Source organism: Agrococcus sp. SGAir0287 (assembly GCF_005484985.1).
Classification (GTDB): Bacteria; Actinomycetota; Actinomycetes; order Actinomycetales; family Microbacteriaceae; genus Agrococcus.
The window spans coordinates 2,631,368-2,656,108 of sequence record NZ_CP027942.1 but is presented as its reverse complement, the minus strand read 5'-3'; the positions used below and the strand labels follow the sequence as shown (position 1 = coordinate 2,656,108).

General features: G+C 73.8%; 21 protein-coding genes. 14 read left to right on the top strand and 7 right to left on the bottom strand.

Going from position 1 to position 24,741, the window contains the following annotated elements; all coding sequences use genetic code 11:
• Positions 1–101: 101 nt before the first annotated feature.
• From glgX to treZ, 4 genes are all read left to right on the top strand, one after another.
• Complete coding sequence (gene glgX / locus C1N71_RS12655; protein ID WP_137756734.1) at positions 102–2,444, top strand: glycogen debranching protein GlgX; 2,343 nt, start codon at positions 102–104, stop codon at positions 2,442–2,444.
• Entirely contained in the window at positions 2,444–4,753 is a 2,310-nt protein-coding gene (treY, locus tag C1N71_RS12650) for a malto-oligosyltrehalose synthase (protein WP_137756733.1), read from the top strand. The genes glgX and treY overlap by 1 nt, the downstream gene beginning before the upstream one ends.
• Positions 4,754–4,840: 87 nt before the next feature.
• Positions 4,841–5,407: a hypothetical protein gene (locus tag C1N71_RS12645; RefSeq protein ID WP_137756732.1), complete on the top strand. Its 567-nt coding sequence runs from the start codon at positions 4,841–4,843 to the stop codon at positions 5,405–5,407.
• 92 nt (positions 5,408–5,499) lie between these two features.
• Positions 5,500–7,281, top strand: coding sequence for a malto-oligosyltrehalose trehalohydrolase (gene treZ / locus C1N71_RS12640; protein WP_137756731.1), 1,782 nt, complete (start codon positions 5,500–5,502; stop codon positions 7,279–7,281).
• Positions 7,282–7,296: 15 nt separating this feature from the next.
• Here the strand turns inward: treZ and C1N71_RS12635 are convergent, their stop codons facing one another.
• A complete protein-coding gene (locus tag C1N71_RS12635; RefSeq protein WP_137756730.1) occupies positions 7,297–8,643 on the bottom strand; it encodes a hypothetical protein in 1,347 nt (448 codons plus the stop codon).
• A gap of 78 nt (positions 8,644–8,721) precedes the next feature.
• Positions 8,722–9,699 (bottom strand): GlxA family transcriptional regulator, encoded by a 978-nt coding sequence (locus C1N71_RS12630; protein ID WP_137756729.1) that lies wholly within the window; start codon positions 9,697–9,699, stop codon positions 8,722–8,724.
• 82 nt (positions 9,700–9,781) lie between these two features.
• On the opposite strand from C1N71_RS12630, the gene C1N71_RS12625 reads away from it, so the two are divergent.
• Together C1N71_RS12625 and C1N71_RS12620 are read left to right on the top strand one after the other, a co-directional pair.
• Positions 9,782–10,072 (top strand): hypothetical protein, encoded by a 291-nt coding sequence (locus tag C1N71_RS12625; protein WP_137756728.1) that lies wholly within the window; start codon positions 9,782–9,784, stop codon positions 10,070–10,072.
• A 59-nt stretch (positions 10,073–10,131) separates the two neighbouring features.
• Entirely contained in the window at positions 10,132–11,118 is a 987-nt protein-coding gene (locus C1N71_RS12620) for an EamA family transporter (RefSeq protein ID WP_137756727.1), read from the top strand.
• A gap of 7 nt (positions 11,119–11,125) precedes the next feature.
• Here C1N71_RS12620 and C1N71_RS12615 read toward each other — a convergent pair whose 3' ends face one another.
• A complete protein-coding gene (locus C1N71_RS12615; protein ID WP_137756726.1) occupies positions 11,126–12,460 on the bottom strand; it encodes a PQQ-binding-like beta-propeller repeat protein in 1,335 nt (444 codons plus the stop codon).
• A gap of 92 nt (positions 12,461–12,552) precedes the next feature.
• On the opposite strand from C1N71_RS12615, the gene C1N71_RS12610 reads away from it, so the two are divergent.
• Positions 12,553–13,959 carry an amidohydrolase gene (locus C1N71_RS12610; protein ID WP_254678002.1) on the top strand — a complete coding sequence of 469 codons (1,407 nt, stop codon included), beginning with the start codon at positions 12,553–12,555 and terminating at the stop codon, positions 13,957–13,959.
• On the opposite strand, the gene C1N71_RS12605 is transcribed toward C1N71_RS12610, so the two are convergent.
• Positions 13,956–14,576, bottom strand: coding sequence for a phosphatase PAP2 family protein (locus C1N71_RS12605; protein ID WP_137756724.1), 621 nt, complete (start codon positions 14,574–14,576; stop codon positions 13,956–13,958). The genes C1N71_RS12610 and C1N71_RS12605 overlap by 4 nt on opposite strands.
• Before the next feature lie 177 nt (positions 14,577–14,753).
• On the opposite strand from C1N71_RS12605, the gene C1N71_RS12600 reads away from it, so the two are divergent.
• The 3 genes from C1N71_RS12600 (at position 14,754) to C1N71_RS12590 (ending at position 18,720) form a co-directional block, all read left to right on the top strand.
• Positions 14,754–16,853: an acyl-CoA dehydrogenase family protein gene (locus tag C1N71_RS12600; RefSeq protein ID WP_137756723.1), complete on the top strand. Its 2,100-nt coding sequence runs from the start codon at positions 14,754–14,756 to the stop codon at positions 16,851–16,853.
• A gap of 344 nt (positions 16,854–17,197) precedes the next feature.
• Complete coding sequence (locus C1N71_RS12595) at positions 17,198–17,809, top strand: cyclodeaminase/cyclohydrolase family protein (RefSeq protein ID WP_175414214.1); 612 nt, start codon at positions 17,198–17,200, stop codon at positions 17,807–17,809.
• Positions 17,806–18,720 (top strand): bifunctional methylenetetrahydrofolate dehydrogenase/methenyltetrahydrofolate cyclohydrolase, encoded by a 915-nt coding sequence (locus C1N71_RS12590; protein WP_137756721.1) that lies wholly within the window; start codon positions 17,806–17,808, stop codon positions 18,718–18,720. Before C1N71_RS12595 ends, C1N71_RS12590 begins: the two co-directional genes overlap by 4 nt.
• A gap of 989 nt (positions 18,721–19,709) precedes the next feature.
• Here C1N71_RS12590 and C1N71_RS12585 read toward each other — a convergent pair.
• Both C1N71_RS12585 and C1N71_RS12580 read right to left on the bottom strand, forming a co-directional pair.
• Positions 19,710–20,075, bottom strand: coding sequence for a hypothetical protein (locus C1N71_RS12585; RefSeq protein WP_137756720.1), 366 nt, complete (start codon positions 20,073–20,075; stop codon positions 19,710–19,712).
• 38 nt (positions 20,076–20,113) lie between these two features.
• On the bottom strand, positions 20,114–21,121 hold the full coding sequence (locus C1N71_RS12580; RefSeq protein ID WP_137756719.1) for an isopenicillin N synthase family dioxygenase: 1,008 nt from the start codon (positions 21,119–21,121) through the stop codon (positions 20,114–20,116).
• A gap of 185 nt (positions 21,122–21,306) precedes the next feature.
• On the opposite strand from C1N71_RS12580, the gene C1N71_RS12575 reads away from it, so the two are divergent.
• The 4 genes from C1N71_RS12575 (at position 21,307) to C1N71_RS12560 (ending at position 24,292) form a co-directional block, all read left to right on the top strand.
• The gene (locus C1N71_RS12575; RefSeq protein WP_137756718.1) at positions 21,307–22,467 is read left to right on the top strand and encodes a sensor histidine kinase; all 1,161 of its coding nucleotides are present in this window, start codon (positions 21,307–21,309) and stop codon (positions 22,465–22,467) included.
• The gene (locus C1N71_RS12570; protein ID WP_137756717.1) at positions 22,464–23,129 is read left to right on the top strand and encodes a response regulator; all 666 of its coding nucleotides are present in this window, start codon (positions 22,464–22,466) and stop codon (positions 23,127–23,129) included. The genes C1N71_RS12575 and C1N71_RS12570 overlap by 4 nt, the downstream gene beginning before the upstream one ends.
• Before the next feature lie 118 nt (positions 23,130–23,247).
• Positions 23,248–23,538, top strand: coding sequence for a hypothetical protein (locus C1N71_RS12565; protein ID WP_137756716.1), 291 nt, complete (start codon positions 23,248–23,250; stop codon positions 23,536–23,538).
• A gap of 169 nt (positions 23,539–23,707) precedes the next feature.
• Entirely contained in the window at positions 23,708–24,292 is a 585-nt protein-coding gene (locus tag C1N71_RS12560; RefSeq protein ID WP_137756715.1) for a 1-acyl-sn-glycerol-3-phosphate acyltransferase, read from the top strand.
• 12 nt (positions 24,293–24,304) lie between these two features.
• Here C1N71_RS12560 and C1N71_RS12555 read toward each other — a convergent pair whose 3' ends face one another.
• Positions 24,305–24,736: a hypothetical protein gene (locus tag C1N71_RS12555; RefSeq protein ID WP_137756714.1), complete on the bottom strand. Its 432-nt coding sequence runs from the start codon at positions 24,734–24,736 to the stop codon at positions 24,305–24,307.
• Positions 24,737–24,741: the final 5 nt, after the last annotated feature.

Sequence of the window (24,741 nt, the reverse complement as noted above, 5' to 3'; positions counted from 1 at the left end):
TCGGCGCGCGTCCACGGCGCGCCCTACCGTGCGGCACGGCACACTCGCGACCCCGCGCGCAAGTCCAGCGAGCGCATGGGTGCCGCCCGTAGTGTCGGCACGTGAGCACAGCACCTGAGGTCTGGCCCGGCACCGCCTATCCGCTGGGGGCCACGTACGACGGCAACGGCACGAACTTCGCGCTCTTCACGGAGGTGGCCGAGCGCGTCGAGCTGTGCCTGTTCGACGACGACGGCACCGAGACGCGCGTCGACCTCGTCGAGGTCGATGCCTACGTCTGGCACGGCTACCTGCCGAACGTCCAGCCCGGCCAGCGGTACGGCTACCGCGTCCACGGCCCGTACGACCCGTCGCAGGGCCAGCGATGCAATCCGTCGAAGCTGCTGCTCGACCCGTACGCGAAGGCGACGAGCGGCGACATCGAGTGGGGCCAGCCCCTCTTCTCGTACGACTTCGGCGACCCTGCGAGCCGCAACGACGAGGACTCCGCGGCGCTCATGACGAAGTCCGTCGTCATCAGCCCCTTCTTCGACTGGACGGGCGACCGCGCTCCGCGCATCCCGTACAACGAGTCCGTCATCTACGAGGCGCACGTGAAGGGCCTCACGCAGCGGCACCCCGACGTGCCCGAGTCGATGCGCGGCACGTACGCCGCCGTCGCGCATCCGAGCCTCATCGCGCACTACAAGCGGCTCGGCATCACGGCCGTCGAGCTCATGCCCGTGCATCAGTTCGTGCACGACTCCACGCTGCAGGAGAAGGGCCTGCGCAACTACTGGGGCTACAACACGCTCGCGTTCTTCGCCCCGCACGCCGAGTACGCCGCCTCCGGCAGCCTCGGCCAGCAGGTGCAGGAGTTCAAGGGCATGGTGAAGGCCCTGCACGCCGAGGGCATCGAGGTCATCCTCGACGTCGTCTACAACCACACCGCCGAGGGCAACCACATGGGCCCGACGCTCAGCATGCGCGGCATCGACAACGCGGCCTACTACCGGCTCGTCGAGGGCGACCTGCAGCACTACATGGACTACACGGGCACCGGCAACACCCTCAACGTGCGCACGCCGCACTCGCTGCAGCTCATCATGGACTCGCTGCGGTACTGGGTCACCGAGATGCACGTCGACGGCTTCCGCTTCGACCTCGCCTCGGCGCTCGCACGCGAGTTCTTCGACGTCGACCGCCTCTCCACCTTCTTCGAGCTCGTGCAGCAGGACCCGGTGATCAGCCAGGTCAAGCTCATCGCCGAGCCGTGGGACGTCGGCCCCGGCGGCTACCAGGTCGGCAACTTCCCCCCGCAGTGGACGGAGTGGAACGGCAAGTACCGCGACACCGTCCGCGACTTCTGGCGCGGCGAGCCCGGTGCCGTCGGCGACTTCGCGTCGCGCCTGGCCGGCTCCGCCGACCTCTACGAGGACTCGGGGCGCAGGCCGTTCGCATCCATCAACTTCGTCACGGCGCACGACGGCTTCACGATGCGCGACCTCGTCTCCTACAACGAGAAGCACAACGAGGCCAACGGCGAGGACTCGAAGGACGGCGAGAGCCACAATCGCTCCTACAACCACGGCGTCGAGGGGCCGACGGACGATCCGTTCATCCTCTCCACGCGCGCCCGTCAGCAGCGGAACCTGCTGGCGACGCTGCTGCTCAGCCAGGGCGTGCCGATGATCCTGCACGGCGACGAGCTGGGCCGCACGCAGCAGGGCAACAACAACACGTACGCGCAGGACTCCGAGCTGTCGTGGATCGACTGGGATGCGGCCGACCATCCGCTCATCGAGTTCACGGCGCAGGTCGCCCGCCTGCGGCACGAGCACCCCACCTTCCGTCGCAAGCGCTTCTTCACGGGCTCGACCGTGCGCACGGGCGACGGCGAGCGCCTGAACGACATCGTCTGGCTCGCCCCCGAGGGGCACCCGATGGAGTCGCAGGACTGGGACTCGCCGGCCGACAAGACGATCGGCATGTACCTCAACGGCCACGGCATCGCGGGCCGCGGCGTGCGCGGCGAGCGCATCGAGGACGACCACTTCCTGCTCTACTGCAACGCCTCCGAGCAGGACGTCGAGGTGACGCTGCCCACGGAGGAGTACGCACCGGTGTGGCAGGTCGCGATCGACACGGGCGGCGAGGTGGGCGCCCAGGTGCTCGCCCCGGGCGGCACCATCACCCTCATGGCGCGCAGCCTCGTGCTGCTGCAGGAGGCCGCGCCCGCCGAGAGCGAGGACTCGTCGGTCGCCGCGTCGGTCGCGAGCCTCGGCGCATCCGTGCCCGCTCCCGAGCCGGCGACGACGACGGGCGCCATCCCCATCGGCCAGAGCCCGCGGTCCGTGCCCGAGGCGCCGACGCCCGCGGACGACGACGAGGCGCGCGAGGATGCGATGGCCGCCGCCGAGGACATCGAGCCCGCCGCCGGGTCGACGAGCGACGAGGCCCGCTGATGCGGGTGCCCACGAGCACGTACCGACTGCAGGTCACCGCCGAGCAGACGCTCCACGACGCGGCGGCGAGGCTCGAGGCGCTGCACGACCTCGGCGTCGACTGGGTCTACCTCTCGCCGATCCTCGCGGCCGAGCCCGGCTCGAGCCACGGCTACGACGTCGTCGCGCACGACCGCGTCGACCCGGAGCGCGGCGGCGCCGAAGGCCTCGCTGCGCTGTCCGCCGAGGCGCGACGCCTCGGCATGGGCGTGCTCGTCGACATCGTGCCGAACCACGTCGGCGTCGCGACGCCCGAGCAGAACGCCTGGTGGTGGGACGTGCTGCGGCTGGGCCGCGACTCGCCGCACGCCGATGCCTTCGACGTCGACTGGTCGCAGCACGACGGCCGCATCCTGCTCCCGATCGTCGGCGACGACGACGACCTCGGCGGCGGCCGCGTCGACCACCTCTCGATCGACGGCGACGTGCTGCGCTACTGGGACACGTCGCTGCCGATCGCGCCGGGCACCGCGCGGCAGGGCGACGACGCGAACGCCGTGCTCGCGCGGCAGCACTACGTGCTCGGCCACTGGCGCCGCGGCGACGACGAGCTCGCCTACCGCCGCTTCTTCGCCGTCACGACGCTCGCGGCCATCCGCGTCGAGGATCGCGCCGTCTTCGACGCGTCGCACGCCGAGATCCGCCGCTGGTTCGACGAGGGCCTCGTCGACGGGCTGCGCGTCGACCACCCGGACGGCCTGCGCGACCCCGAGGGGTACCTGCGCGACCTCGCCGACCTCTCCGGCGGCGCGTACGTGCTCGTGGAGAAGATCCTCGAGCCCGGCGAGGAGCTGCCGGCGTGGCCGACGGCGGGCACCACGGGCTACGACGCTCTCGCGCTCGTCGACCGCGTCCTCACCGACCCCGCCGCCGAGCAGGCGCTCGACGCGATCGACGCGCGCCTGCGCGGGCTGCCGACCGACTGGCACGCGCTCATCCACGCCACGAAGCGCGGCATCGCCGACTCGATCCTGCGCGCCGAGGTGCTGCGGCTCGAGCGCGAGGTGCGCGCCGAGCACGAGGATGCGCCGAGCGACGTCGCCGATGCGCTCGCGGAGCTCCTCGCTTGCTTCCCCGTCTACCGCTCCTATCTGCCGGAGGGTGCCGAGCACCTCCAGCACGCGGCCGACCTCTCCGCGCACTGGCGCCCCGACCTGGCCGAGACCGTCGCGTGGCTGCTGCCGATCCTGCTCGAACCGTCGGAGCCCGCCGCGCGCCGCTTCCAGCAGACGAGCGGCATGGTGATGGCGAAGGGCGTCGAGGACACCGCCTTCTACCGGTACGCGCGCCTGACCTCGCTGAACGAGGTCGGCGGCGATCCGAGCGTCTTCGCGATCACGCCCGGCGACTTCCACGCGGCGATGACGCGCAGGCAGCAGGCATGGCCGCATGCGATGACGACGCTCTCGACGCACGACACGAAGCGCGGCGAGGACGTGCGGGCGCGCATCGCGACGATCGCGGAGGTGCCGCACGAGTGGGATGCGCTGCTCGAGCGCATGCTCGCGCACGCGCCGCGCCACGACCGCTCCTTCTCGAGCCTGCTGCTGCAGGCCGTCGTCGGCGCATGGCCCGCGAGCCCGGATCGGCTGCACGCGTACGCCGAGAAGGCGGCGCGCGAGGCCGACGCGCGCACGCACTGGACCGCGCCGGACGAGGCGTACGAGGGCGAGCTCGCCGCGTTCGTCGACGCCTGCCTCGCGGGCGAGGGGAGAGCGGCGATCGAGGCGTTCGTGGACGCCGTCGACGCTGGCTGGCGGTCGAACGTGCTCTCGGCGAAGCTGCTCGCGCTCGCGATGCCGGGCGTGCCCGACGTCTACCAGGGTTCGGAGGTGCGCGAGCTGTCGCTCGTCGACCCCGACAACCGGCGGCCGATCGACTGGGACGAGGCGGATGCGCTGCGCGCGCGGGCGGCGTCGCATCCTGCGCACGTCGACGACCTCGAGCACGCCAAGGTGCGTCTCGTGCGCGAGACGCTGCGGCTGCGCCGCGATCGCCCCGAGCTGCTGACCGGGTACGCGCCCGTGCAGGCGCACGGCGCCGCCGCCGAGCATGCGCTCGCGTTCGATCGCGGCGGCGCGGTCGCGGTCGTCACGCGCCTGCCGCTCTCGCTCGCGCGTCGAGGAGGCTGGCGCGACACCACGATCCCGCTGGCCGAGGGTCGCTGGCGCGAGCTGCTCTCCGGTCGCGAGCACCACGGCGGTGCCGTGCGTCTCGCCGACCTGCTGCGCGATCTGCCCGTCGCCCTCCTCGTGCGCGCGGACGCATAGTCGCGCGGCGACGGGACGCGACAGCAACCCAGGCCGTTCGCACCCCCGGTCCAGCCTGCGGCGTCGGGGCCGGACTACCGTCGCGGCATGACCACGCCTCCCGAGGAGCCGCGCCGCAGCGCGCCGCGCTTCATCGTGCCCGTGCCGGTCGGCAGCGTCGCCGCGAGGGGCGACGAGGCGCACGCGCCGCCCGCGGTCGCCGAGGCGCGACAGGGTCGCTCCGGGCCGCCGCGCGTCACGCGCCTCGACCGGCCGGACCCCGTCGCCTTCGCCGTCCTCCTGCTGTGGGCGTCGTTCGCGCTGTCGGTCGGGGCGGCGATCGGCGTGCTCGTCGCCCTCGCGGCGGCCGTGACGCTCGCGCAGTCCACCGGCGCCGCGTCGATCGAGCCGGACGCGGTCGCGATGACCGTGGTCGCGGCGACGGCGATCGTCCTCGTCGTGCAGCTCGTGCTCACCGTGCTCGTCGCACGCGGCAGCGATGGCGCACGCGCGGGGCTCGCGATCGTCGCGGTGCTCGTCGGCGTGCTCGCCCTCGTGGGCGGTGGCGGTGCCGGCCTCGGCGCCGTCGTGCTCGTCGTCGCCGTCGCAGCGCTCTTCGTGCCGTCGTCGAACGCATGGTTCCGCGAGGTGCGCGGCCACGGCGCGGCGCGATGAGCGCGGCGCGGCGCGCGACCGACGCCTAGTCGCCGTCGTCCGGGCGGCGCAACCGCGCCGCGTGCCCAGGCGCGCTCTGCTTGCATGAGGGCATGGCCGATCACGAGTACCGAGTCTGGGCGCCGCGCGCGACCCGCATGCGCCTCGTCACCGAGGGAGCGTCCACCGAGATGGAGGCCGTCGGCGACGGCTGGTGGCGCCAGACCGGTCCGGCCGGCGAGTACGGGTTCCAGATCGACGACGACGACGCGGTGCGCCCGGATCCGCGCTCGCGGCGCCAGCCGCGCGGCGTGCACGACCGCTCGCAGACGTTCGAGCCGGCGGAGCACGACTGGCAGGACGCCGCGTGGACGGGTCGGCGGCTCGCCGGCGGCGTGATCTACGAGCTCCACGTGGGCACCTTCACGCCCGAGGGCACGCTCGACGCCGCCGCGACGCGACTCGAGCACCTCGTCTCCCTCGGCGTCACGCACGTCGAGATCCTGCCGGTCAACGCGTTCAACGGCACCCGCAACTGGGGCTACGACGGCGTGCTCTGGTACGCGGTGCAGGAGGAGTACGGCGGGCCGGCCGCGTACCAGCGCTTCGTCGACGCGTGCCACGCCGCCGGCCTCGCGGTCGTGCAGGACGTCGTCTACAACCACCTCGGGCCGAGCGGCAACTACCTGCCGCTCTACGGCCCGTACCTGAGCGACGAGCGCAACACGTGGGGTGAGGTCGTGAACGTGCGCGAGCCCGAGGTGCGCCGGTACGTCATCGACAACGCGCTGTACTGGCTGCGCGACATGCACGTCGACGCGCTGCGCCTCGACGCCGTGCACGCGCTCGTCGACGATCCCGACGACCACATCCTCGAGGCGCTCACCATCGCCGTCGCCTCCGAGTCCGCCCATCAGGGCAGGCCGCTCACGCTCATCGCCGAGTCGGACATGAACGACCCGCGGCTCATCACGCCGCGGGAGGGCGGCGGGTACGGGCTCGACGCGCAGTGGAGCGACGACTACCACCACGCCGTCCACGTCGCGCTCACCCGCGAGACGACCGGCTACTACGCCGACTTCGAGCCGCTCGGCGCGCTCGCCAAGGTCATGGAGCGCGGCTTCTTCCACGACGGCACGTTCTCGTCGTTCCGCGACCGAGACCACGGGCATCCGGTCGACGTCGAGCGGATGCCGTCGTGGCGGCTCGTCGTGAGCGCGCAGAACCACGACCAGATCGGCAACCGCGCCGTGGGCGACCGCATCGTCGAGGTGCTCGACGACTCGCAGCTGCTCGTCGCGGCGATGCTGCTCTACGCGGGTCCGTACACGCCCATGCTCTTCCAAGGCGAGGAGTGGGCGGCCTCGACCCCCTTCCAGTTCTTCACCTCGCACCCCGAGGAAGAGCTCGGCCGCCTGACCGCCGAAGGGCGCATCGCGGAGTTCGCCGCGATGGGCTGGGATCCGGACGTCGTGCCCGACCCGCAGGACCCGGCGACCTTCGAGCGCTCTCGGCTGCGCTGGGACGAGCTCGGATCGGGTCGTCACGCCAGGGTGCTCGAGGGGTACCGGCGGCTCGCGACGCTGCGCAGCGAGTGGGCGGCGCTCACCGACCCCTCGCTGCATGCGAACGCCGTCGTCGTCGACGAGTCGGCGCGCACGCTGCGGCTCACACGCGGCGGCTCGCTGCGGGTCGCGGGCTCGTCCGACGCCGATGCGGCGCCGGGCACCGGTCCCGTGGACGTGCTCGTGAACGTCGGCGAGTCGGCCTGGGAGGCTCCGGTGCAGCCGGGTGCGACGCTGCTGTTCGCGACCTCGCCCGACGTCGCGCTCGACGACGCGGCGGTGCGCCTGCCCGCCGGCAGCGGCGCGCTCGTGGCGCTGCCGGCGAGCTGAGGCCAGCGGGACGGGTCAGCCCAGGCGGTAGCCGACGAGGCCCGACGGGGTGGCCATCACCCAGGTGTCCCCGATCCGCGTCGTGATCGCCTCGAGCACGACGGGGTCGACCTCCGGCTCGGCGACGAGCGTCCCCGACGCGTCGCACCACGCGGGCAGCTCGGCGATCGGGATCGACAGCGCTCCGTCGGTCCACGCGACGGTCGATCCACCCTGCGCGCACGGCAGGGGAGCGTCGACGGGCACGGCGCGCTGCTGGCCCGTCGCCACGTCGACGACCACCGGCTGCCCGGCCTCGTCCGGGAGCAGCGCGTGCACGGGTGAGAACCACGACCAGCGGCCCTCCCCGTTCTGCATCTCGACGCCCGACTCGGGATAGGTCGCGCGCCAGCGCTCCTCGCCCGTGGCGAGGTCGGTGCCGACGACGGCGACCGAGGTGTAGCGCGTTCCGGAGTCGTCGTCGGTGCCGCCCATCTCGCAGAGCAGGATCGTCGCGGAGTCCGCATCCGTGCACGGCATCGCGCCCTCGACGCGCCAGCGGACGGCTCCGGAGTCCACGTCGAGCGCCACCGTGTCGATCGACTCGAGCTGCAGCGTGCGCGAGAACCACCCGGGCGCCGACGTCACCAGCAGCAGGTCGCCCGCTCGTCGCACGTCGATCGCACCGTCGGCGAACACGTGCGAGAAGGCGTCCGCCCACGGCCTCGACCAACGAATCGCGCCGTCGACCATCAGGTCGATCGTCTGCGTGGAGCGATCGGTGTAGAGCCCGAGCTGCGTCGCGAAGATGGACCCTTGCTGCGCGACGGGCAGCAGGTCGACGCCGTGGCCGGGTCGGATGCGCAGGAACTCGGCGGTCGTCTCCGTGCCGTCCGGCACCGAGAAGCACAGGGACGTCGCGGGCTGCTCCGGGCCGCAGCGCCACAGCTGGTAGACCTGCTCCCACGACGCCGGCGTGCCGTCGGCGGAGCTCGTCGACCACGCCTGCTCCTCGCCGGTGAGGAGGTCGCGGACCGACCACCGCACGGCATCGCCCTCGGGCACGAGCACCGGCACCACGAGGCGGCCGGAGCCGTCGTCCAACGGCACGATCTCGGCGGCGCGTCCGCTCGCGAGGGGTGCGCTCGGGACGCGCCACAGCTCCGTGCCGTCCGCGCCATCCCACGCGACCACCTCGAGCGAGTCGGGGCCGGCCGTCGTATACGCCACGAGCGTGCCCGACTCCTCGTGCGGCATGGTCACGAGGCGGTCGTCCACGCGCCACGCCTCGACCGGCGACGGCAGGGGAGGCGGCTGGATGACGCAGGCGGTCAGCGTCGCCGCGAGCGCGGCGACGACGAGGGCGGAGGAACGGCGATGCATGCCTCGAGTCCAGCACGGAGGTCTGGACGGCTCGTGCGCAGGCGCTGGTCGTCGCCCCGACGTGCGTCGCCGATCGGCTCAGGCGACGGGCGCGAGGGCCGAGCGCGTGAGCTGGAAGCGCTGCCGATAGGCGCTCGGGGTGGTCGAGAGGTGCTGCTGGAAGTGGTGGCGCATGAGCGCGGCGCTGCCGAACCCGGCCTCGCTCGCGACGGCGTCCAGCGTGAGGTCGGTGGCCTCGAGCAGCTGCTGCGCGAGGCGCACGCGGTGGCTCGCGAGCCATGCGGCGGGGGTGGTGCCGAGCTCCTCCTTGAACCGGCGCGCGAAGGTGCGCTCGCTCATGTGCGCACGGGCCGCGAGCGAGCCGACCGAGTGATCGAGCGCCAGGTTGGCCGACATCCATGCGACGAGCGGCGCGAGCGTCTCGGCGTGCCGCTCGGCGACGGGGCCCGTGGCGTACTGGCTCTGTCCGCCGTCGCGTTGCGGCGGCATCACCATGCCCCGCGCGATCGTCGAGGCCGCCTGCGCGCCGATCGCGATGGTCACGAGGTGCAGGGAGGCGTCGATCGCGCCGGCGGTGCCGGCGCTCGTCACGATGCGACCGTCCTCCACGTAGAGCGCGTCGCATCGCACCTCCACGGCCGGGAACTCCTCCTGCATCCGATCCGCGTGCCGCCAATGCGTCGTCGCAGGTCGCCCGTCGAGCAGCCCGGCCCTGGCGAGCACGAAGGCGCCCGTGCAGAGCGACAGGATCCAGGCGCCGCGGGCGTGCGCTCGACGGACGGCGTCCAGCACCTCGGTGCCGCACGTATCCCGCGCGCAGTCGCGGAAGGCGGGCACCACGACGATGTCGGCCTCGTCGACGAAGGCGAGGTCGTGCGCGACCTCGAGCGAGAACCCGCCCTGGTAGTCGACGGCGACCCTGCCCGGCACGGGTGCGACGACGCGGAAGTCGAACCGCGGCACGCCCCGATCCGAGCGGTCGTCGCCGAAGACCTCGCACGCGACGCCGAGCTCGAAGGGGTTGACGAGGTCGTCGACGATGCATGCGACCTTCACGGCGCCTCCTCGCGGGCGTTGGCGGGATCTTGACGGATGCTGGCGATCATGCCACTGGTGGCAGGATCTTGCAAGGTGTCAAATGACTGCCATGAACGCCTTCCTGGTCCTGCTCATCGCCCTCGGCGTCGCCGCCGTCGTCGCGGTCGTGATCGACGTGCGCACCGACGGCTACCGCGCCCATCCCGTCGACCCCGTCCTCCGCCAGCGGCTGCTGGATCGCGACGAGGTCCAGCGCACCCTCGACGCCGCGCGCGACGCGGCCGACGCCGCGCGCACGCCGGTCGTGCCACCCGGGCTCGCCGCCTGGCGCGACGCCCCGCACGTCGCCGTGCGACGCACGCGGATCCGCGCCCGGCGGGTCATCCGCTGACGCCACGGGTCGACCGGTGGCCCGCCGCCAGCGGGCCACCGCCCGGCGAGGATGGATGCATGCCGCCCCGTCACGTCGCCCTCGCGCTGCTCGTGGTGCTGCTGTGGGGCTCGAACTTCGTCGTCATCGACGTCGGGCTCGAGGAGCTGCCGCCCTTCCTGCTCCTCGCGCTGCGGTTCCTGGTCGTGCTCGTGCCCGCGATCCTCCTCGTGCCGAGGCCCGATCTGCCGTGGCGCACGATCCTGCTCGTCGGCGCGACGATGTCGCTCGGCCAGTTCGCCCTCCTCTACCTCGGCCTCTCGCTCGGCATGCCGCCCGGCCTCGCGTCGCTCGTGCTGCAGACGCAGGTCGTCGTGACGATCGCCGTCTCGGCCCTCGTGCTCGGCGAGCGACCGACGCGCGTGCAGGCGGTCGGCATCGCGATCGCGGTGCTGGGCGTCGCGATCGTCGCCGTCGGTCGATCCGGCGACGTGCCGCTCGTCGCGCTGCTGCTCGTCGTCGCATCCGCCGCCACGTGGGCGATCGGCAACGTCATCACGCGCAAGGCCGGCGCCGCGAGCGGGCTCGGGCTCACCGTGTGGTCGGCGATCGTCGTGCCGGTGCCGATGGCGGCGCTCTCGCTCGCCGTCGACGGGCCCGAGCGGATCGTGGATGCGCTGACGCACGTGAGCCCGCTCGGCATCGGATCGGTCGTCTACACCGCCGTGGTCGCGAGCCTCATCGGCTACGGCATCTGGAACTCGCTGCTCGCGCGGCATCCTGCGTCCTCCGTCGTGCCGTTCGCGATGCTCGTGCCGATCGTGGGGATCGCGACCAGCGTGCTGCTGCGCGGGGAGCGGCCGTCGACCGCCGAGCTCGTCGGCGGCGGCGTGCTGCTCGTGGGCATCGCGGTGGCGAACGGCGTCGCGGCGCGCATCGGCGACGCGCTGCGCGGTCGTCGGCGGCGTGGTCCCACCGAGACGGCGCCGATCACGATCGCGTCCGTCGTCGAGGATCCGCCTGCCGAGCGCGACGTGGACCCCGCGGCGAGGCCCGGCACCGCCTGAGCCGGGCTCAGGCGATCTCGTAGACCTCGAAGCCGCCGCTCGTCTCGACGAGCAGCAGCGCGTCCTCCACGCCGCGCATGATGCCCGCGATGCCGTCGCTGCGCGATGCTCCGCTGCGGTCGCGCGCGTGCAGTCGGTCGTTGTCGGTGCACCAGACGTAGCCGTCGTGCACGAGCGTCGGGATGTCGAAGTCGCCCAGCTCCTCGGCGCCGGGACGCGCCGCGTCGCCCGTCGAGCTCCAGAGCCGGTAGCCGGGGAGCGCGTCCTCGGTCTCGGAGTAGGGCGAGCGGACCCAGGTCGCCAGCGGCTCCCCGTCGACGCCCGTGCCGAGCTCGATGCCTGCCGGCGTGCGCGTCGTGTCGTCCACGAGCTCGACGAGCACGTCGCCCGTGCGAGCGTCCGCGAGCCACGCGGCCCCCTCGGCCTCGACCACGACGGCGCCACCGGCGGGTCCGACGAGTCGCTGGCCGACCTCCGCCTCCCACAGGTCGTCGCCCGTCGCGGCATCCACCACGACCATCGCGTCGCCGGCGTCCGTCCGTCGCCATCCGAGGACGACGTCGTCGACGACCGTCGCGGCGACGAATCCGGGCTGCTCCCAGACGGTGCTGCCGTCGACCGCCGAGACCGCGACCGTGCCCGCATCCAGCGGGTCGCTCGGCGCGGACCCGCCCGAGACCGCCAGCTGCGCGTCTCCGACCCGTACGACGAGCACGTCGTCGGTGCCCCCGACCGGCTGCGTCGACGCGTTCCGCCTGCGCTCGGCCGCAGGATCCTCGGCGTCGACCGGTGGCACGAGCAGCGCATGCCATCGCAGCTCGCCCGAGTCGAGGGCGAACGCGGCCACACCGCGTCCCTCGGTGCGATCGAGGCCCTCCGAGCCGCAGATCGCCGCGTTCTGCGGGCACGGGTTCAGGTAGGTCGACGCCGCGAGGATCGTCTCCGCCCCGACGCCGGCGGTGGCGAGCTCGCTCGGCGAGAACGCCGAGAGCGCCGGATCGATCGCGGCGACGGCCGGCTGCGCCTGCGGCCACGTCCACAGCGTCGCGCCCGAGGCGGCGTCGAGCACCGCCAGCCGCCCCTCGATCGCGTCGGTGTCGTCGTACAGCAGCACGCGACCCGCCACGAGCGCCATCGAGTAGAAGGCCGTCGAGGTCGTGACCTCCTGGCCGAAGCGGCGCGTCAGGAGGAGGTCGGACAGGACGGCGTCGATGGTGTCGGGCATGCTCGGCGTCGGCGACGGAGTCGGCTGGTCGCGCGCGCAGCCGGCGAGCGCGAGGAGGCCGAGGCCCAGCAGGCCCGCCGAGCCCGTGAGCATCGTGCGGCGATCGATCACGTGCATGAGGGCACGGTAGGCCCGGCCGCTGGATGCGCGCTGGCGCGGTCCTCCGCACGTGACGAGCCGGAGCGCCGGCCGCCGGTAGCGTGACGACCGTGAGGATCACCCGTGCCCGCCTGCAGGACGACTCGCTCGTGGACGTCGAGCTGGCCGACGGACGCATCGCCGCGATCGCGCCCTCGGAAGGTGCGGCGGACGCCGACCTCGACCTCGACGGCCGCATCCTCGTGCCGGGCCTGTGGGACGAGCACGTGCACCTCGGCCAGTGGGCGGCGCACCGGCGACGCGTGTCGGTCGCGCACGCCGCCAGTGCCGTCGAGGCCGCGGCGATCGTGGGCGCGGCGCTGCGCACGCAGCCCGCCGACGAGCCGCTCGTCGCCGTCGGCATGCGCGAGGGGCTCTGGCCCGATGCGCCGAGCCGTGCCCTCCTCGACGCCGTCGCCGGCGACCGCGCCGTCACGGCGATCAGCGCCGACCTGCACGCGACGTGGTCGAGCAGCGCGATGGGCCGCATGCTCGGCGTCGAGCTGCCCGAGGACGGGATGCTGCGCGAGGCACCGAGCTTCGCCGCCATGCGCGCCCTCGAGGCGACGGTCGACGACGCGACGCGCGAGCGCTGGATCCGCGACGCGCTCGACGCCGCCGCGAGCCGCGGCGTGGTCGGGCTCACCGATCTCGACCTCGACGACGCCGTCGGCGCCTGGTCGCGGCGCTCGGGCTCGCGGATGCGCATCGACGTCGGCGTCTACCCGCACGACCTCGATGCCGCGGAGGCGCGCGGCGATCGCACCGGCCGCGCGATCCACGAGCGCGTGCACGTCGGCCCGCTCAAGGTCATCACCGACGGCTCGCTCGGCACCCGCACCGCCTACTGCCACGACCCCTACCCCGACGGCGGTCGCGGCCTGCTCGAGGTGCCGCCGGAGCAGCTCGCCGCCGTGCTGACGCGTGGTGCGGGGATGGGGCTGCGTCCCGCCGTGCACGCGATCGGCGACGCCGCGCTCGCGCACGTGCTCGACGTCTTCGAGGCGACAGGGGTCACGGGGCGCATCGAGCACGCGCAGCTCGCGACCGACGTCGACGTCGCGCGGATGGGGGCGCTCGGCGTCACCGCATCGATCCAGCCCGAGCACATGCTCGACGATCGCGAGCTCATCGCCCTCTACTGGGCCGGCCGCGAGCGACTGGCCTATCGCATCCGGTCGCTGCTCGACGCGGGCGTGCGCGTGATCCTCGGATCGGATGCGCCGGTCGCGCCGCTCGACCCGTGGGTGTCGCTGTCGGCCGCGGTGACGCGCACGCGCGACGGCGACGCCCCGTGGCAGCCCCACGAGGGGATCGACGTCGCGACGGCGCTCGCGTGCTCGACGCGCTCGCGCATCGAGGTCGGCGAGCCCGCCGACCTCGTCGCGATCGACGCGCCGCTCGAGCCCGAGCGGCTGCGCACGATGCCCGTCGCCCTGACGATCGTCGGCGGCGACGTGCTGCACACGACGCTCTAGGACGGACGCCGCCGGCGTCCGGCGCCCTGCAGCGCCGCGACCGCCGCCCACACGAGCAGCGCCGTCGCTGCGCCGAGCAGCAGACCGCCGACGACGTCGCTGAGCCAATGCACGCCGAGGACGAGCCGGGATGCCGCCATCGCCACCATCCACGCAGCGGCGAGCACCAGCCATCCGCGCGAGCCGGCGGCGATCGCCACGGCGAGCGCGAGCGCCGCCGCCTCGGCGGCGTGCCCGGAGGGGAAGGCCGACGAGTGCGCCTCGAGCAGACCGCCGTCGGGCCGCGCCCGACCGAGCCACGGCTTCATCGCCTCGCTGAGGGCGAAGCCCGCCACCGCGCTCGTCGCCACGGCGATCGCCGCCCACCAGCGACGCCCGGCGACGAGGAGGAGCACCGCGACGACGCCGACGACGGCCGCCCCCGTCCTCGCGCCCACGAGGTCGAGCGCCGAGGCGATCGAGACCATCCATCCGGTGCGAGCGGTGGCGACCCACGCCTGCACGGCCTCGTCGGCCTGCGAAGTCGCGCCCGCGCCGACCGCGGCGGTGAGCGCCACGAGGCCCACGAGGCATGCGAGCCCGCCGAGGGCGAGGCGGGCGGGGCGGATGCGGCGCATCCAGCCACGCTACGGCTTGTCGAGTCGGCACCATCGATCCGACGATCGGTGGTGGACATCCGACAATGCACGACGGAGCATGCGGAGGCCGATCTGTCGCCCGCGTCAACGCTCGCCCCACGCTCGGGGAGTCGGCGTACCGTCGCAGCCATCCGCGAGATCCGTTCGATGGAAGCCATGGAGGAATCGGTGGTCGACACCCTGTCCGCATCCCAGCCGCTCGAGGTCGAGGAGACGCACGCGCCCCTGGATCTCGAGCCCGCGCCGCGCCGCGCCCGCATCGACGTGGACTGGCTCGGCCGCGACCTGCTCGGCACGTGGGCCGAGCGTCGCCTCGCCGCACGCGCGAAGGCCGCGAACCCCGCCTACCAGCGCATCCCGAACCAGACGATGGAGGAGCACCGCGAGCGCGTGCTCGGCCAGCTGCGGATGCTCGTCGACGACGGCGCCGTGCTCGTGGCCTTCCCGAAGGAGCTCGGCGGCGAGGACGACCACGGCGGCAACATCGCCGGCTTCGAGGAGCTCGTGCTCGCCGACCCCTCGCTGCAGATCAAGTCCGGCGTGCAGTACGGGCTCTTCGGCGCCGCCGTGCTGCACCTCGGCACGACCGACCACCACGAGCGGCTGCTGCCGCCCATCATGCGCTTCGACGTGCCCGGCGCCTTCGCGATGACCGAGACGGGGCACGGGTCGGACGTCGCGTCGATCGGCACGACCGCGACCTACGACGAGGCGACGGAGGAGTTCGTCATCCACACCCCCTTCCGCGGCGCGTGGAAGGACTACCTCGGCAACGCCGCGAAGGACGGCGTCGCGGCGGTCGTGTTCGCGAAGCTCGTCACGAAGGGCGTCGACCACGGCGTCCACGCGTTCTACGTCGACATCCGCGACCCCGAGACCGGCGAGTTCCTGCCCGGCGTCGGCGGCGAGGACGACGGCTTCAAGGGCGGCCTCAACGGCATCGACAACGGTCGGCTGCACTTCGACCACGTGCGCGTGCCGCGCCGCAACCTGCTGAACCGCTACGGCGACGTCGCCGCCGACGGCACCTACTCGTCGTCGATCGAGAGCCCGGGACGCCGCTTCTTCACGATGCTCGGCACGCTCGTGCAGGGCCGCGTCTCGCTCGACGGCGCCTCGGCGGTGGCGTCGAAGGCGGCGCTCGCGATCGCGATCCGGTACGGCGCCGAGCGTCGCCAGTTCCAGGCGTCGAGCGACGTCGAGGAGGAGGTGCTGCTCGACTACCGCAGGCACCAGAAGCGCCTGTTCACGCGCCTCGCCGAGACGTACGCGATGTCGTACGCCCACGAGCGGCTGCTCACGGAGTTCGACGGCGTCTTCTCGGGCGAGACCGACACCCCGGAGGCGCGCGAGGACCTCGAGACGCTCGCCGCCGGCCTCAAGGCGCTCTCGACCTGGGCTGCGCTCGACACGCTGCAGGAGGCGCGCGAGGCGTGCGGCGGCCAAGGCTTCCTCGCCGAGAACCGGCTGACGATGCTGCGCCAGGACATGGACGTCTACGCGACGTTCGAGGGCGACAACACCGTGATGCTGCAGCTCGTCGGCAAGCGCCTGCTGGGCGACTTCGCCAAGCAGTTCAAGGGTGCGTCCGCCGCGCAGCTCGCGCAGTTCGCTGCGAAGGAGTTCGCCGGACGTGCCGCGGCGCAGGTCGGCCTCCACGTCGTCGCGCAGGACGTGCGCGACCTGCGGCAGCCGGCGACGGCGTCCCGCGCCCTGCGCACGACCGCGGTGCAGCGCGAGCTGCTCACGGACCGCGTTGAGACGATGGTCGCCGAGATCGGTGGGCGCCTGCGCCACGTGCCGCGGGGCGACGCCGCGAAGACCGCGAAGGCGTTCAACAACGTGCAGAACGAGCTCATCGAGGCCGCACGGGCCTGGGCCGAGCTGCAGCAGTGGAAGGCGCTGACGGAGGCCGTCGAGCGGATGTCGGGCGAGACGGCGCGCGTCATGACGTGGGTGCGCGACCTCTTCGCGCTCACGCTGCTCGAGCGGCACCTCGCCTGGTACCTCGCGAACGGTCGCCTCTCGGGCTCGCGTGCGAAGGTCGTGACGTCGACCATCGAGCGACTGCTCGTGAAGATCCGACCGCACGCGCTCGACCTCGTCGACGCCTTCGGCCTCGGCGACGAGCTGCTGCGCGCCCCGATCGCGTCGGGGGTCGAGGGCCAGCGGCAGGCGGAGGCGATGGCGTACTACGAGGCGCACCGCGCCGCCGGCACGCTGCCGACGCCCGAGAAGCAGGCGAAGCGCCGCTGACGCCGTCTCCCGACCAGCTGCTCGGAGGTCGTCTCCGTGCAGCTGGTCGAGGAGCGCAGGCGCGCAGCGCCTCCGCGTCACGAGACCTCGTGACCGCCGCTCCTGCCCGATCGCGCGTGGTCGCGGGGAGCGGGCATGTCGCGTGGTCTCGTGACGGCTCCTCGCTGGCGCTCGGGGCCTCCTCGACCGGCTGATGGTGCGGTCGGGGGGTCTTCGATGGCGACCCCGTGCAGCTGGTCGAGGAGCGCAGGCGCGCAGCGCCTCCGCGTCACGAGACCTCGCGACCGCCGCTCCTGCCCGGCCCCGCGCATCGCCACCGCCGCGGCCCGGTATCGTCGCAGCACGTGAGCGAGAGTCTGTGGGCCGCGTCGGGCGACGAGCTGCTGCGGCGCACGGCGTCCGCCGAGCCGACGCCCGGGGGCGGCTCGATCGCCGCGCACGCCGCGTCGCTCGGCGCCGGCCTCGTGCTCATGGCGATCGACGTGACGCTCGCGGGGAAGGGCATGGACGACGATGCCGCCGCAACCCTGCACGAGGCGCGCACGCGAGGCGAGGGCATCCTCGAGACGCTGCGTGCAGCGGTCGACGTCGACGTCGAGGTCTTCGAGGCGCTCATGGACGCCTACCGCATGCCGCGCGGCGACGACGCCGAGCGTGCCGAGCGCACCGCGGCCATCCGCGTCGAGACGGTCGTGGCCACCGTCGCGCCGCTCGATGTCGCGGACGCCGCACTCGAGGCCGTCGCGTTCTCGACGGCCGTCGAGCCCCTCGTGAAGACGGGCGTGCGCAGCGACGTCCTCGCCGGTCGCGACCTGCTGCTCGGTGCGGCGCGCGCCGCGATCCGCACGGCCGACGTCAACCTCGCGGGCCTCGACGACGAGCCGGCGCTCCAGGAGCGCAGGCAGCGCGCGTGGGATGCGATCCTGACCGCGCTCGAGGTCGGAAGCCGCGCATGACCGCCACCATCGTCGACCCGTCCGAGGTCGCCCGCGCGTACCGCGACGAGGTGAGCTCCGCCGTCGCGGCGCTGGTCGAGCGCGGTCGGAGCCTCCGCGTCGTCGGCATCCTCAGCCAGGACGACGGCCCCGCGGCGACGTACGCGCGCTACGCGCGGAAGGGCTGCGAGGCCGTGGGCATCGCCATGGAGGTGCGGCACGTCGGCGCCGACGAGGTCGAGGCCGCGATCGCCGCGGCGAACGCCGACCGCGACGTCGACGGCATCTTCCTCTACTACCCGCTCATGGATGCCGCCGCCGACCGCTGGCTGCGCGAGCTCGTCGACCCGCGCAAGGACATCGAGGGCATGCACTCCTTCTGGAGCCGCCTGCTCTACGAGAACCGCCGGTTCGTCGACGACGACGGCGCGAAGCGCGCGATCCTGCCCTGCACGCCGCTCGCGATCCTCAAGCTGCTGCAGCACGCGGGGATGCGCGGCGAGGGCTCGGAGGCGCCGCTCGAGGGCCTCACGGCGTGCGTCGTGAACCGGTCCGACATCGTCGGCCGCCCGCTCGCGGCGATGCTCGCGAACGACGGCGCGCGCGTGCACTCCCTCGACGTGCACGGCTCGCTGCTGCTCGAGCCGGCGATCGGCAGGCACACGCACGACGTGCGCGACTCGACGGCGTCGCGCGCCGAGGCGCTCGCGGAGGCCGACGTCGTGGTGTCGGCGGTGCCGGCGCCCGCGTTCGAGCCCATCACGGGCGCCGAGCTGAAGCCCGGGGCGCTGCTCGTGAACGTCGCGGAGCGCCGGAACTTCGACGACTCGGCGCTGGAGGTCGCGTCGGCGTTCGTGCCTCGCGTCGGCCCCCTCACCGTGACGATGGCGACGCGCAACCTCGTGCGCCTCGTCGAGACGCTGGGGCGCTGACGCTCCAGCCTCGGCCGGCGAGGGCCGTGGCGGGACGTCGGGACGTGCCCCGACGCGGCCGGGCGCGTGGCTGGGACGGAGCGGCGCTCGCGTGGTCTCGTGACGCGTGCTCGCCTGGCGGCTCGCGCGCTCCTCGACCGGCTGGTCAGGGAGCCCCTTCCCGGTACCGGCCCTTGAGGTGCGAGCGGAGCGAGCCTCGAAAGGGTCCCTCGCACCCGCGTGTCCCCATCAGCCGGTCGAGGAGGCCGCAGCCGCGGGCTGCAGCCGTCACGAGACCTCGTGCGTGCCTGCTCAGCGCGACCGAGCACGTGGCTGCGCGGGTGCGGCGGTCGCGTGGTCTCGTGACGCGTGCTCGCTGCGCTCGCGCGCTCCTCGACCAACTGCGTGGGGCCGCCCCAGAACCGGCCCTTGAGGTGCGAGCGGAGCGAGCCTCGAAAGGGTCCCTCGCACCCGCGTGTCCCCATCAGCCGGTCGAGGGGGCCGCAGCCGCAGGCTGCAGCCGTCACGAGACCTCGTGCGTGCCTGCTCAGCGCGACCGAGCACGTGGCTGCGCGGGTGCGGCGGTCGCGTGGTCTCGTGACGCGTGCTCGCCTGGCGGCTCGCGCGCTCCTCGACCGGCTGGTCAGGGAGCCCCTTCCCCGTACCGGCCCTTGAGGTGCGAGCGAAGCGAGCCTCGAAAGGGCCCCCGCACCCGCACCCGCATGCTCCCATCAGCTGGTCGAGGAGGCCGCAGCCGCAGGCTGCAGCCGTCACGAGACCTCGTGCCGTGCGCGCTCGACGCGACCGAGCGCGTGGCTGCGCGGGTGCGGCGGTCGCGTGGTCTCGTGACGCGTGCTCGCTGCGCTCGCGCGCTCCTCGACCAACTGCGTGGGGCCGCCCCAGAACCGGCCCTTGAGGTGCGAGCGAAGCGAGCCTCGAAAGGGTCCCGCTCGTCGGTCGGGTCGCACGGCTGGCCGAGGAGGCCGCAGCCGCAGAGGGCCGTCGATGCCTCAGGCGGGCGAGTCGACGATCCCGACGAAGCGGCCACCGATGCCGTCGATCTCCGATCGCACCGTGCCGGCTGCCGGCCGCGGCGCCTCGGAGGGGTCGTGGCGGTCGCACAGCACCATCGTGAGCTCCGGCCACCACTTCTTCGGCCGCTCCCACTCCTCGAGCCCGCACACGACGCACTCGAGCCGCACCCAGACCGGCCGCGCGCCCGGGCGCCGGTCGGCGCGGGACTGCAGGAGCCAGGCAGGTGGCTCCGCCTCGATCGCCGTCAGCTCCCCGTCGCGGATCATCGCGGGGATGCCGTGCCGCTCAGCCATCTCCACGGGGATGTCGAGGCGGATGGCGGCCTCGCGTCGCGTGAACATCTCTCCAGCGTAGGCGCGGGCCGACGAGCCGTCGGCGGCTAGGACGCCGCCCGGGCCGCGACGAGGTCCGGGTGGTGGATCGCCGCGACGTCCGGATGCGCCCGCAGCCGCGACTTCAGCGCGTTCTCGCCGTAGGTGGCGTAGATCGGGTTCGCCGGGTCCTGCGAGACGCCGCCCGCCTCCGCGGCGAGCGCCGGCGGGAGGTCGAGCACGGGGATGCGCGCGTCGAGCCCGGGATTGAGGAAGAAGGGGATGGAGACGCGGTCCTCGCCCGACCGCGGCGTCAGCACGCGGTGCCGCGTCGCCTGGAGGTAGCCGTTCGTCGCGTGCTCGAGCAGCTCGCCGATGTTCACGACGAAGGCGCCGTCGATCGGCGGCGCATCCACCCACGCTCCGTCGATCTCGACCTGCAGGCCGTCCTTGCCGGGCTCGACCCACAGGAGCGTCAGGACGCCGGAGTCCTTGTGCGCGCCGACGCCCTGGCCGTCGCGGCGCGCGTCGGAGCCGGGGTAGCGCACGATCTTGATGAGCGTGAAGGGATCGGCGAAGGCGTCGTCGAAGACGTCGGCGGGTGCGCCGAGCGACTGCGCCCAGGCGGCGAGCAGCCGCCGCCCGACGTCGGTGAGCCGGTCGTGCCACTCGCGCACGACGACCTCGAGCTCGGGCAGCGACTCGGGCCAGAGGTTCGGGCCCTGCAGCCGCCAGTAGTCGGCGTCGTCGCGGTCGGAGGGCTCCCGCTCGGGACCGACGTCGATCTGCTCGCGCCGATCGACCTTGCCCTCGGTGCGCTCGCCGCCGAGCCGCGTGTAGCCGCGGAAGTGCGGGCTCGTGACGTTCTCGATCGCGAGCTTGCGATCCTCGGGCAGCGCGAAGAACGCCCTGGCGAGTCCGTGCACCCGGCTCTGCAAGTCGTCGTCGACGCCGTGGCCGACGAGGTACAGGAAGCCGACGTCGCGCGTCGCCTCGCGCAGGCGCGTGCGGAAGGCGGCTGCTGCCGCCTCGCCGCGGTCGAGATCGGAGAGGTCGAGGACGGGGAGGTTCGCCATGGTCCGGCCACCGTAGCCGCGTCCTCCCACGTGGGGCTGCGGTGCGTCGTCATGTGACGGCCGACCGAGCACCGGCGCGCCCGGCGCAACACGTCCCGATCCCCGTCGAGCCGCCTCCCGGGGGAGCAGTCGGCCGCCTCCCCTCGGCCGACGCCTCGCTGGCGCACGCTGGCTACGCTGACGCCATGCCGTCCCCGCGCCCGTCGAGACTCGCGATCGCGGGCGCGGTCGTCTCGCTCGTCGTCGTCACGGCCGTGCAGCTCGGGCGCCTCGGCATGACGGGCCGGCCGATGCTCGGCTGGCGCGAGCTCGGTCTCGGCGGCATCGCACCCGCGCTCGCCGCCGCGAGCGTCATCGCGGGGATCGTCGCATCCCTCGCGCTGCTCGTCGTCGACCGCTGGCCGCGGACGGGGATGCTCGTCGCCGCGGCGTCCGCGACGCTCACCTGGATCCTCGTGCCGTGGCCGCCGCCGATCGGCGTGCTGCCCTTCGCGTTCGCGATCGTGCTGGCCGTGCGCCGCGGGGAGGCGATCTGGGCCGTCGGCGCCGTCGTCGGCACGCTCGTCGCCGCGGTCGTGACGATCTCGATCGTGAGCCCGCCGAGGGGCTGGATCGTGACGTCGGTCATGACGTGCGTCGCGTTGACGATCGTGCTCGTCATCGCGACCGCGCGGCGCGCCCGCCGCGAGCAGGAGCGCCTCGCCCGTGAGCAGGCGGAGGAGCAGGCGCGCACGCGGCAGGCGAGCGAGCGCGAGGCCATGGCCCGCGAGCTGCACGACGTGCTGGCGCACTCGCTCTCGTCGATCTCCGTCCAGGCGAACGTCGCGCTGCACCTCGCCGACCGCGAGCCCGCCCGCGCGACCGAGGCGCTCGCGACCATCCGCGACACGAGCAGGCAGGCGCTCGACGACGTGCGCCACATGCTCGGCGTGCTGCGCGGCGAGGCCACGGGGCCGCTCGTGCCCGAGGCGAGCCTCGACGCGCTCGACGCGATCGTGGCGAGCGCGACGGCGATGGGCGTCCGCGTCGAGATCGCCGACGCGCTCCAGCCGAGGCCGGCGACGGCGATCCAGTCGGCGATCGTGCGCATCGTGCGCGAGGCGCTCACGAACGCCGCGCGCCACGCGCCCGGCGCGACGGTGCGCATCGCGCTGTCGCGCGCGGACGGGGCCGCCCGCGCCGCCATCGTCGACGACGGTCCAGCGGGTCCCGCGCCCGCGACGCCCGGCGCCGGCACCGGCATCCTCGGCATGCGCGAGCGGGCGGCGCTGCTGGGCGGCACGCTCGAGGCGGGCCCGTCCGGCCGCGGCTTCGCCGTCGTCGCGACCTTCCCGGAGGCACCGTGATCCGCGTCGCCCTCGTCGACGACCAGGCGCTCATCCGGGCCGGCCTCCACGCGCTGGTCGACTCCGAGCCCGACATGGAGGTCGTGGGCGAGGCGGCGACGGGCGAGGATGCCGTGGCCCTCGTGCGCGCCGAGCGGCCCGACGTCGTGCTCATGGACATCCGGATGCCGGGGCGCGACGGGCTCTGGGCGACGCGGAGCATCGTCGCCGATCCCGATCTCGCCGGCACGCGCATCGTCGTCGTGACCACCTTCGAGCTCGACGAGCTCGTCGGCGACGCGATCGTGGCCGGCGCGAGCGGGTACGTCGTGAAGGACGCCGACCCCGTCGACCTGCTGCGCGCCGTGCGCGTCGCCGCGGAGGGCGACGCGCTGCTCAGCCCCTCCGTCACCAGGCGTCTGCTCGAGCGCGTCGCGGACGGCATTCGACCGGTCGACGCGGCACCGCTCGCCGCGCTCACCGAGCGCGAGCGCGAGGTGCTCGCGCTCGTCGGCGAGGGCCTCACGAACGAGGAGATCGCCGCGCGGCTCGTGCTGAGCCCGTTGACGACGAAGACGCACGTGTCGCGCATGATGGGCAAGCTCGGGGCGCGCGATCGCGTGCGGCTCGTCGTGCTCGCCTACGAGACGGGCCTCGTGCGACCCGGGTGGGCGCAGGGCTGATCGCCGACCGCCTCCTGGGGGAGGCAGCAGGTGCATCCCGACGCCGGACGCGCGGACGGGGTGCGCGGCGGGAGCCTCGACGTGGCGGTCAGGGCGACCGCAGGTCAGGAGGACCGACATGTCCATCACCATCGCGCAGGCGGCGCCGGCGCTCGTCGAGCAGCTCGACCGCTTCGGACCCGGCGGCGGCCCGCTGTGGTTCCTCAGGATCCTGATCCCGCTGCTGTGGATCGGGATCATCGTGGCCGTCGTGCTGCTGCTGCGCCGGTCGCTGCGTCGCCGCCCGTTCGTGCACGCGGCCGCCGCGGGCGAGCAGGCGCTCGCGACCCGGTTCGCGAACGGCGAGATCGACGAGACCGAGTACCGCGCGCGCCTCGAGGTGCTGCGCAGCGAGCGCGACCGGCGCTGAGCCGCTCGCCCGCCGGGATGGCCGCATCTCGTCGCGAGCGACGCCGCTCGCGGCGCCTCGCGACGAGATGCGTCCCCCACGACGGCCCTTCGGTCGCGATGCGGCATGCGCTCCCGCGTAGCGTGGATGCGAGGACTCGGACTCGGGGGAGACGATGACGCGACGACGCATGCCCGTCCGGCGGGCGATCGCCGGCCTGTACTGGCGCTGCAGCCGATGGACGCTCGTCCGCGAGGAGCCGGCGGTGCAGGGCTCCCGCATCGTCATCGGCGCTCCGCACACGTCGAACTGGGACTTCGTGCTCATGCTCGCGATCGCGTGGTCGCACGGCATCAGCCCGCGCTTCCTCGGCAAGCACCAGCTCTTCCGCGGTCCGGCCGGCTGGATCATGCGCCGCCTCGGCGGCATCCCCGTCGACCGCCGCGATCCGTCGCGCATCGTCGACGAGGTCATCGCGCTCATCGAGGGCGGCGAGGAGATCCAGCTCGTCGTGACCCCGGAGGGCACGCGCGGCTCCGGCACGCACTGGCGCAGCGGCTTCCACCGCATCGCGGTCGCGACGGGCCTGCCCGTCACGCTCGGCTACCCGGACGTGACGACGATGACGGCGGGGCTCGGCCCCACGTTCCACCTCACGGGCGACGTGCCGACCGACATGGATCGCATCCGCGCCTTCTACGCCGACAAGGCGGGCGTGCGTCCCGAGCTGCGCACCGAGCCGCGCCTCGCGAGCGAGGACGCGATCCGCGCCTGACCGGTCGCGGCGTCACTCCTCCGGGCGCTCGTCGCGCGTGCGACGGAGGCCGCGCAGCGCGAGCACGAGCGTCGTCGCGGCGCCCGCGAGCAGCAGCACGCCGAGCACGACCGTCATCGCCGGCGTCGACGGACCCCGAGCGCCCGCGGACGCCGTGAGCGCGACGGGATCGACGAGGCACGCGGCACCGAGCACGCCGAGCGTGGCGACGACGAGCCCCGAGGCGAACGGGCGCACGCGACGGAGGCTGCGCATCGGCAGCAGCAGCGCGACGCCGACGGCGGCGAGCGCGATCGTCACGGCCAGGAAGGCCAGCACGGCGACGAGCGCTTCGCCACGGCCGAGCGCGATCGGCAGCGCCACGAGCAGGCAGACGCCGGCAGCGCCGAGCATCACCACGCCGACGACCACGTCGGATGCCCTGGGTCGTCCCTCGCCTCGCATGCCTC

Bases quoted from the DNA above. Each gene is read 5' to 3' on its own strand.
- treY (WP_137756733.1), top strand. From the start codon at position 2,444: ATGCGGGTGCCCACGAGCACGTACCGACTGCAGGTCACCGCCGAGCAG.
- C1N71_RS12645 (WP_137756732.1), top strand. From the start codon at position 4,841: ATGACCACGCCTCCCGAGGAGCCGCGCCGCAGCGCGCCGCGCTTCATC.
- treZ (WP_137756731.1), top strand. From the start codon at position 5,500: ATGGCCGATCACGAGTACCGAGTCTGGGCGCCGCGCGCGACCCGCATG.
- C1N71_RS12635 (WP_137756730.1), bottom strand. From the start codon at position 8,643: ATGCATCGCCGTTCCTCCGCCCTCGTCGTCGCCGCGCTCGCGGCGACG.
- C1N71_RS12625 (WP_137756728.1), top strand. From the start codon at position 9,782: ATGACTGCCATGAACGCCTTCCTGGTCCTGCTCATCGCCCTCGGCGTC.
- C1N71_RS12620 (WP_137756727.1), top strand. From the start codon at position 10,132: ATGCCGCCCCGTCACGTCGCCCTCGCGCTGCTCGTGGTGCTGCTGTGG.
- C1N71_RS12615 (WP_137756726.1), bottom strand. From the start codon at position 12,460: ATGCACGTGATCGATCGCCGCACGATGCTCACGGGCTCGGCGGGCCTG.
- C1N71_RS12605 (WP_137756724.1), bottom strand. From the start codon at position 14,576: ATGCGCCGCATCCGCCCCGCCCGCCTCGCCCTCGGCGGGCTCGCATGC.
- C1N71_RS12600 (WP_137756723.1), top strand. From the start codon at position 14,754: ATGGAGGAATCGGTGGTCGACACCCTGTCCGCATCCCAGCCGCTCGAG.
- C1N71_RS12590 (WP_137756721.1), top strand. From the start codon at position 17,806: ATGACCGCCACCATCGTCGACCCGTCCGAGGTCGCCCGCGCGTACCGC.
- C1N71_RS12585 (WP_137756720.1), bottom strand. From the start codon at position 20,075: ATGTTCACGCGACGCGAGGCCGCCATCCGCCTCGACATCCCCGTGGAG.
- C1N71_RS12580 (WP_137756719.1), bottom strand. From the start codon at position 21,121: ATGGCGAACCTCCCCGTCCTCGACCTCTCCGATCTCGACCGCGGCGAG.
- C1N71_RS12575 (WP_137756718.1), top strand. From the start codon at position 21,307: ATGCCGTCCCCGCGCCCGTCGAGACTCGCGATCGCGGGCGCGGTCGTC.
- C1N71_RS12565 (WP_137756716.1), top strand. From the start codon at position 23,248: ATGTCCATCACCATCGCGCAGGCGGCGCCGGCGCTCGTCGAGCAGCTC.
- C1N71_RS12560 (WP_137756715.1), top strand. From the start codon at position 23,708: ATGCCCGTCCGGCGGGCGATCGCCGGCCTGTACTGGCGCTGCAGCCGA.
- C1N71_RS12555 (WP_137756714.1), bottom strand. From the start codon at position 24,736: ATGCGAGGCGAGGGACGACCCAGGGCATCCGACGTGGTCGTCGGCGTG.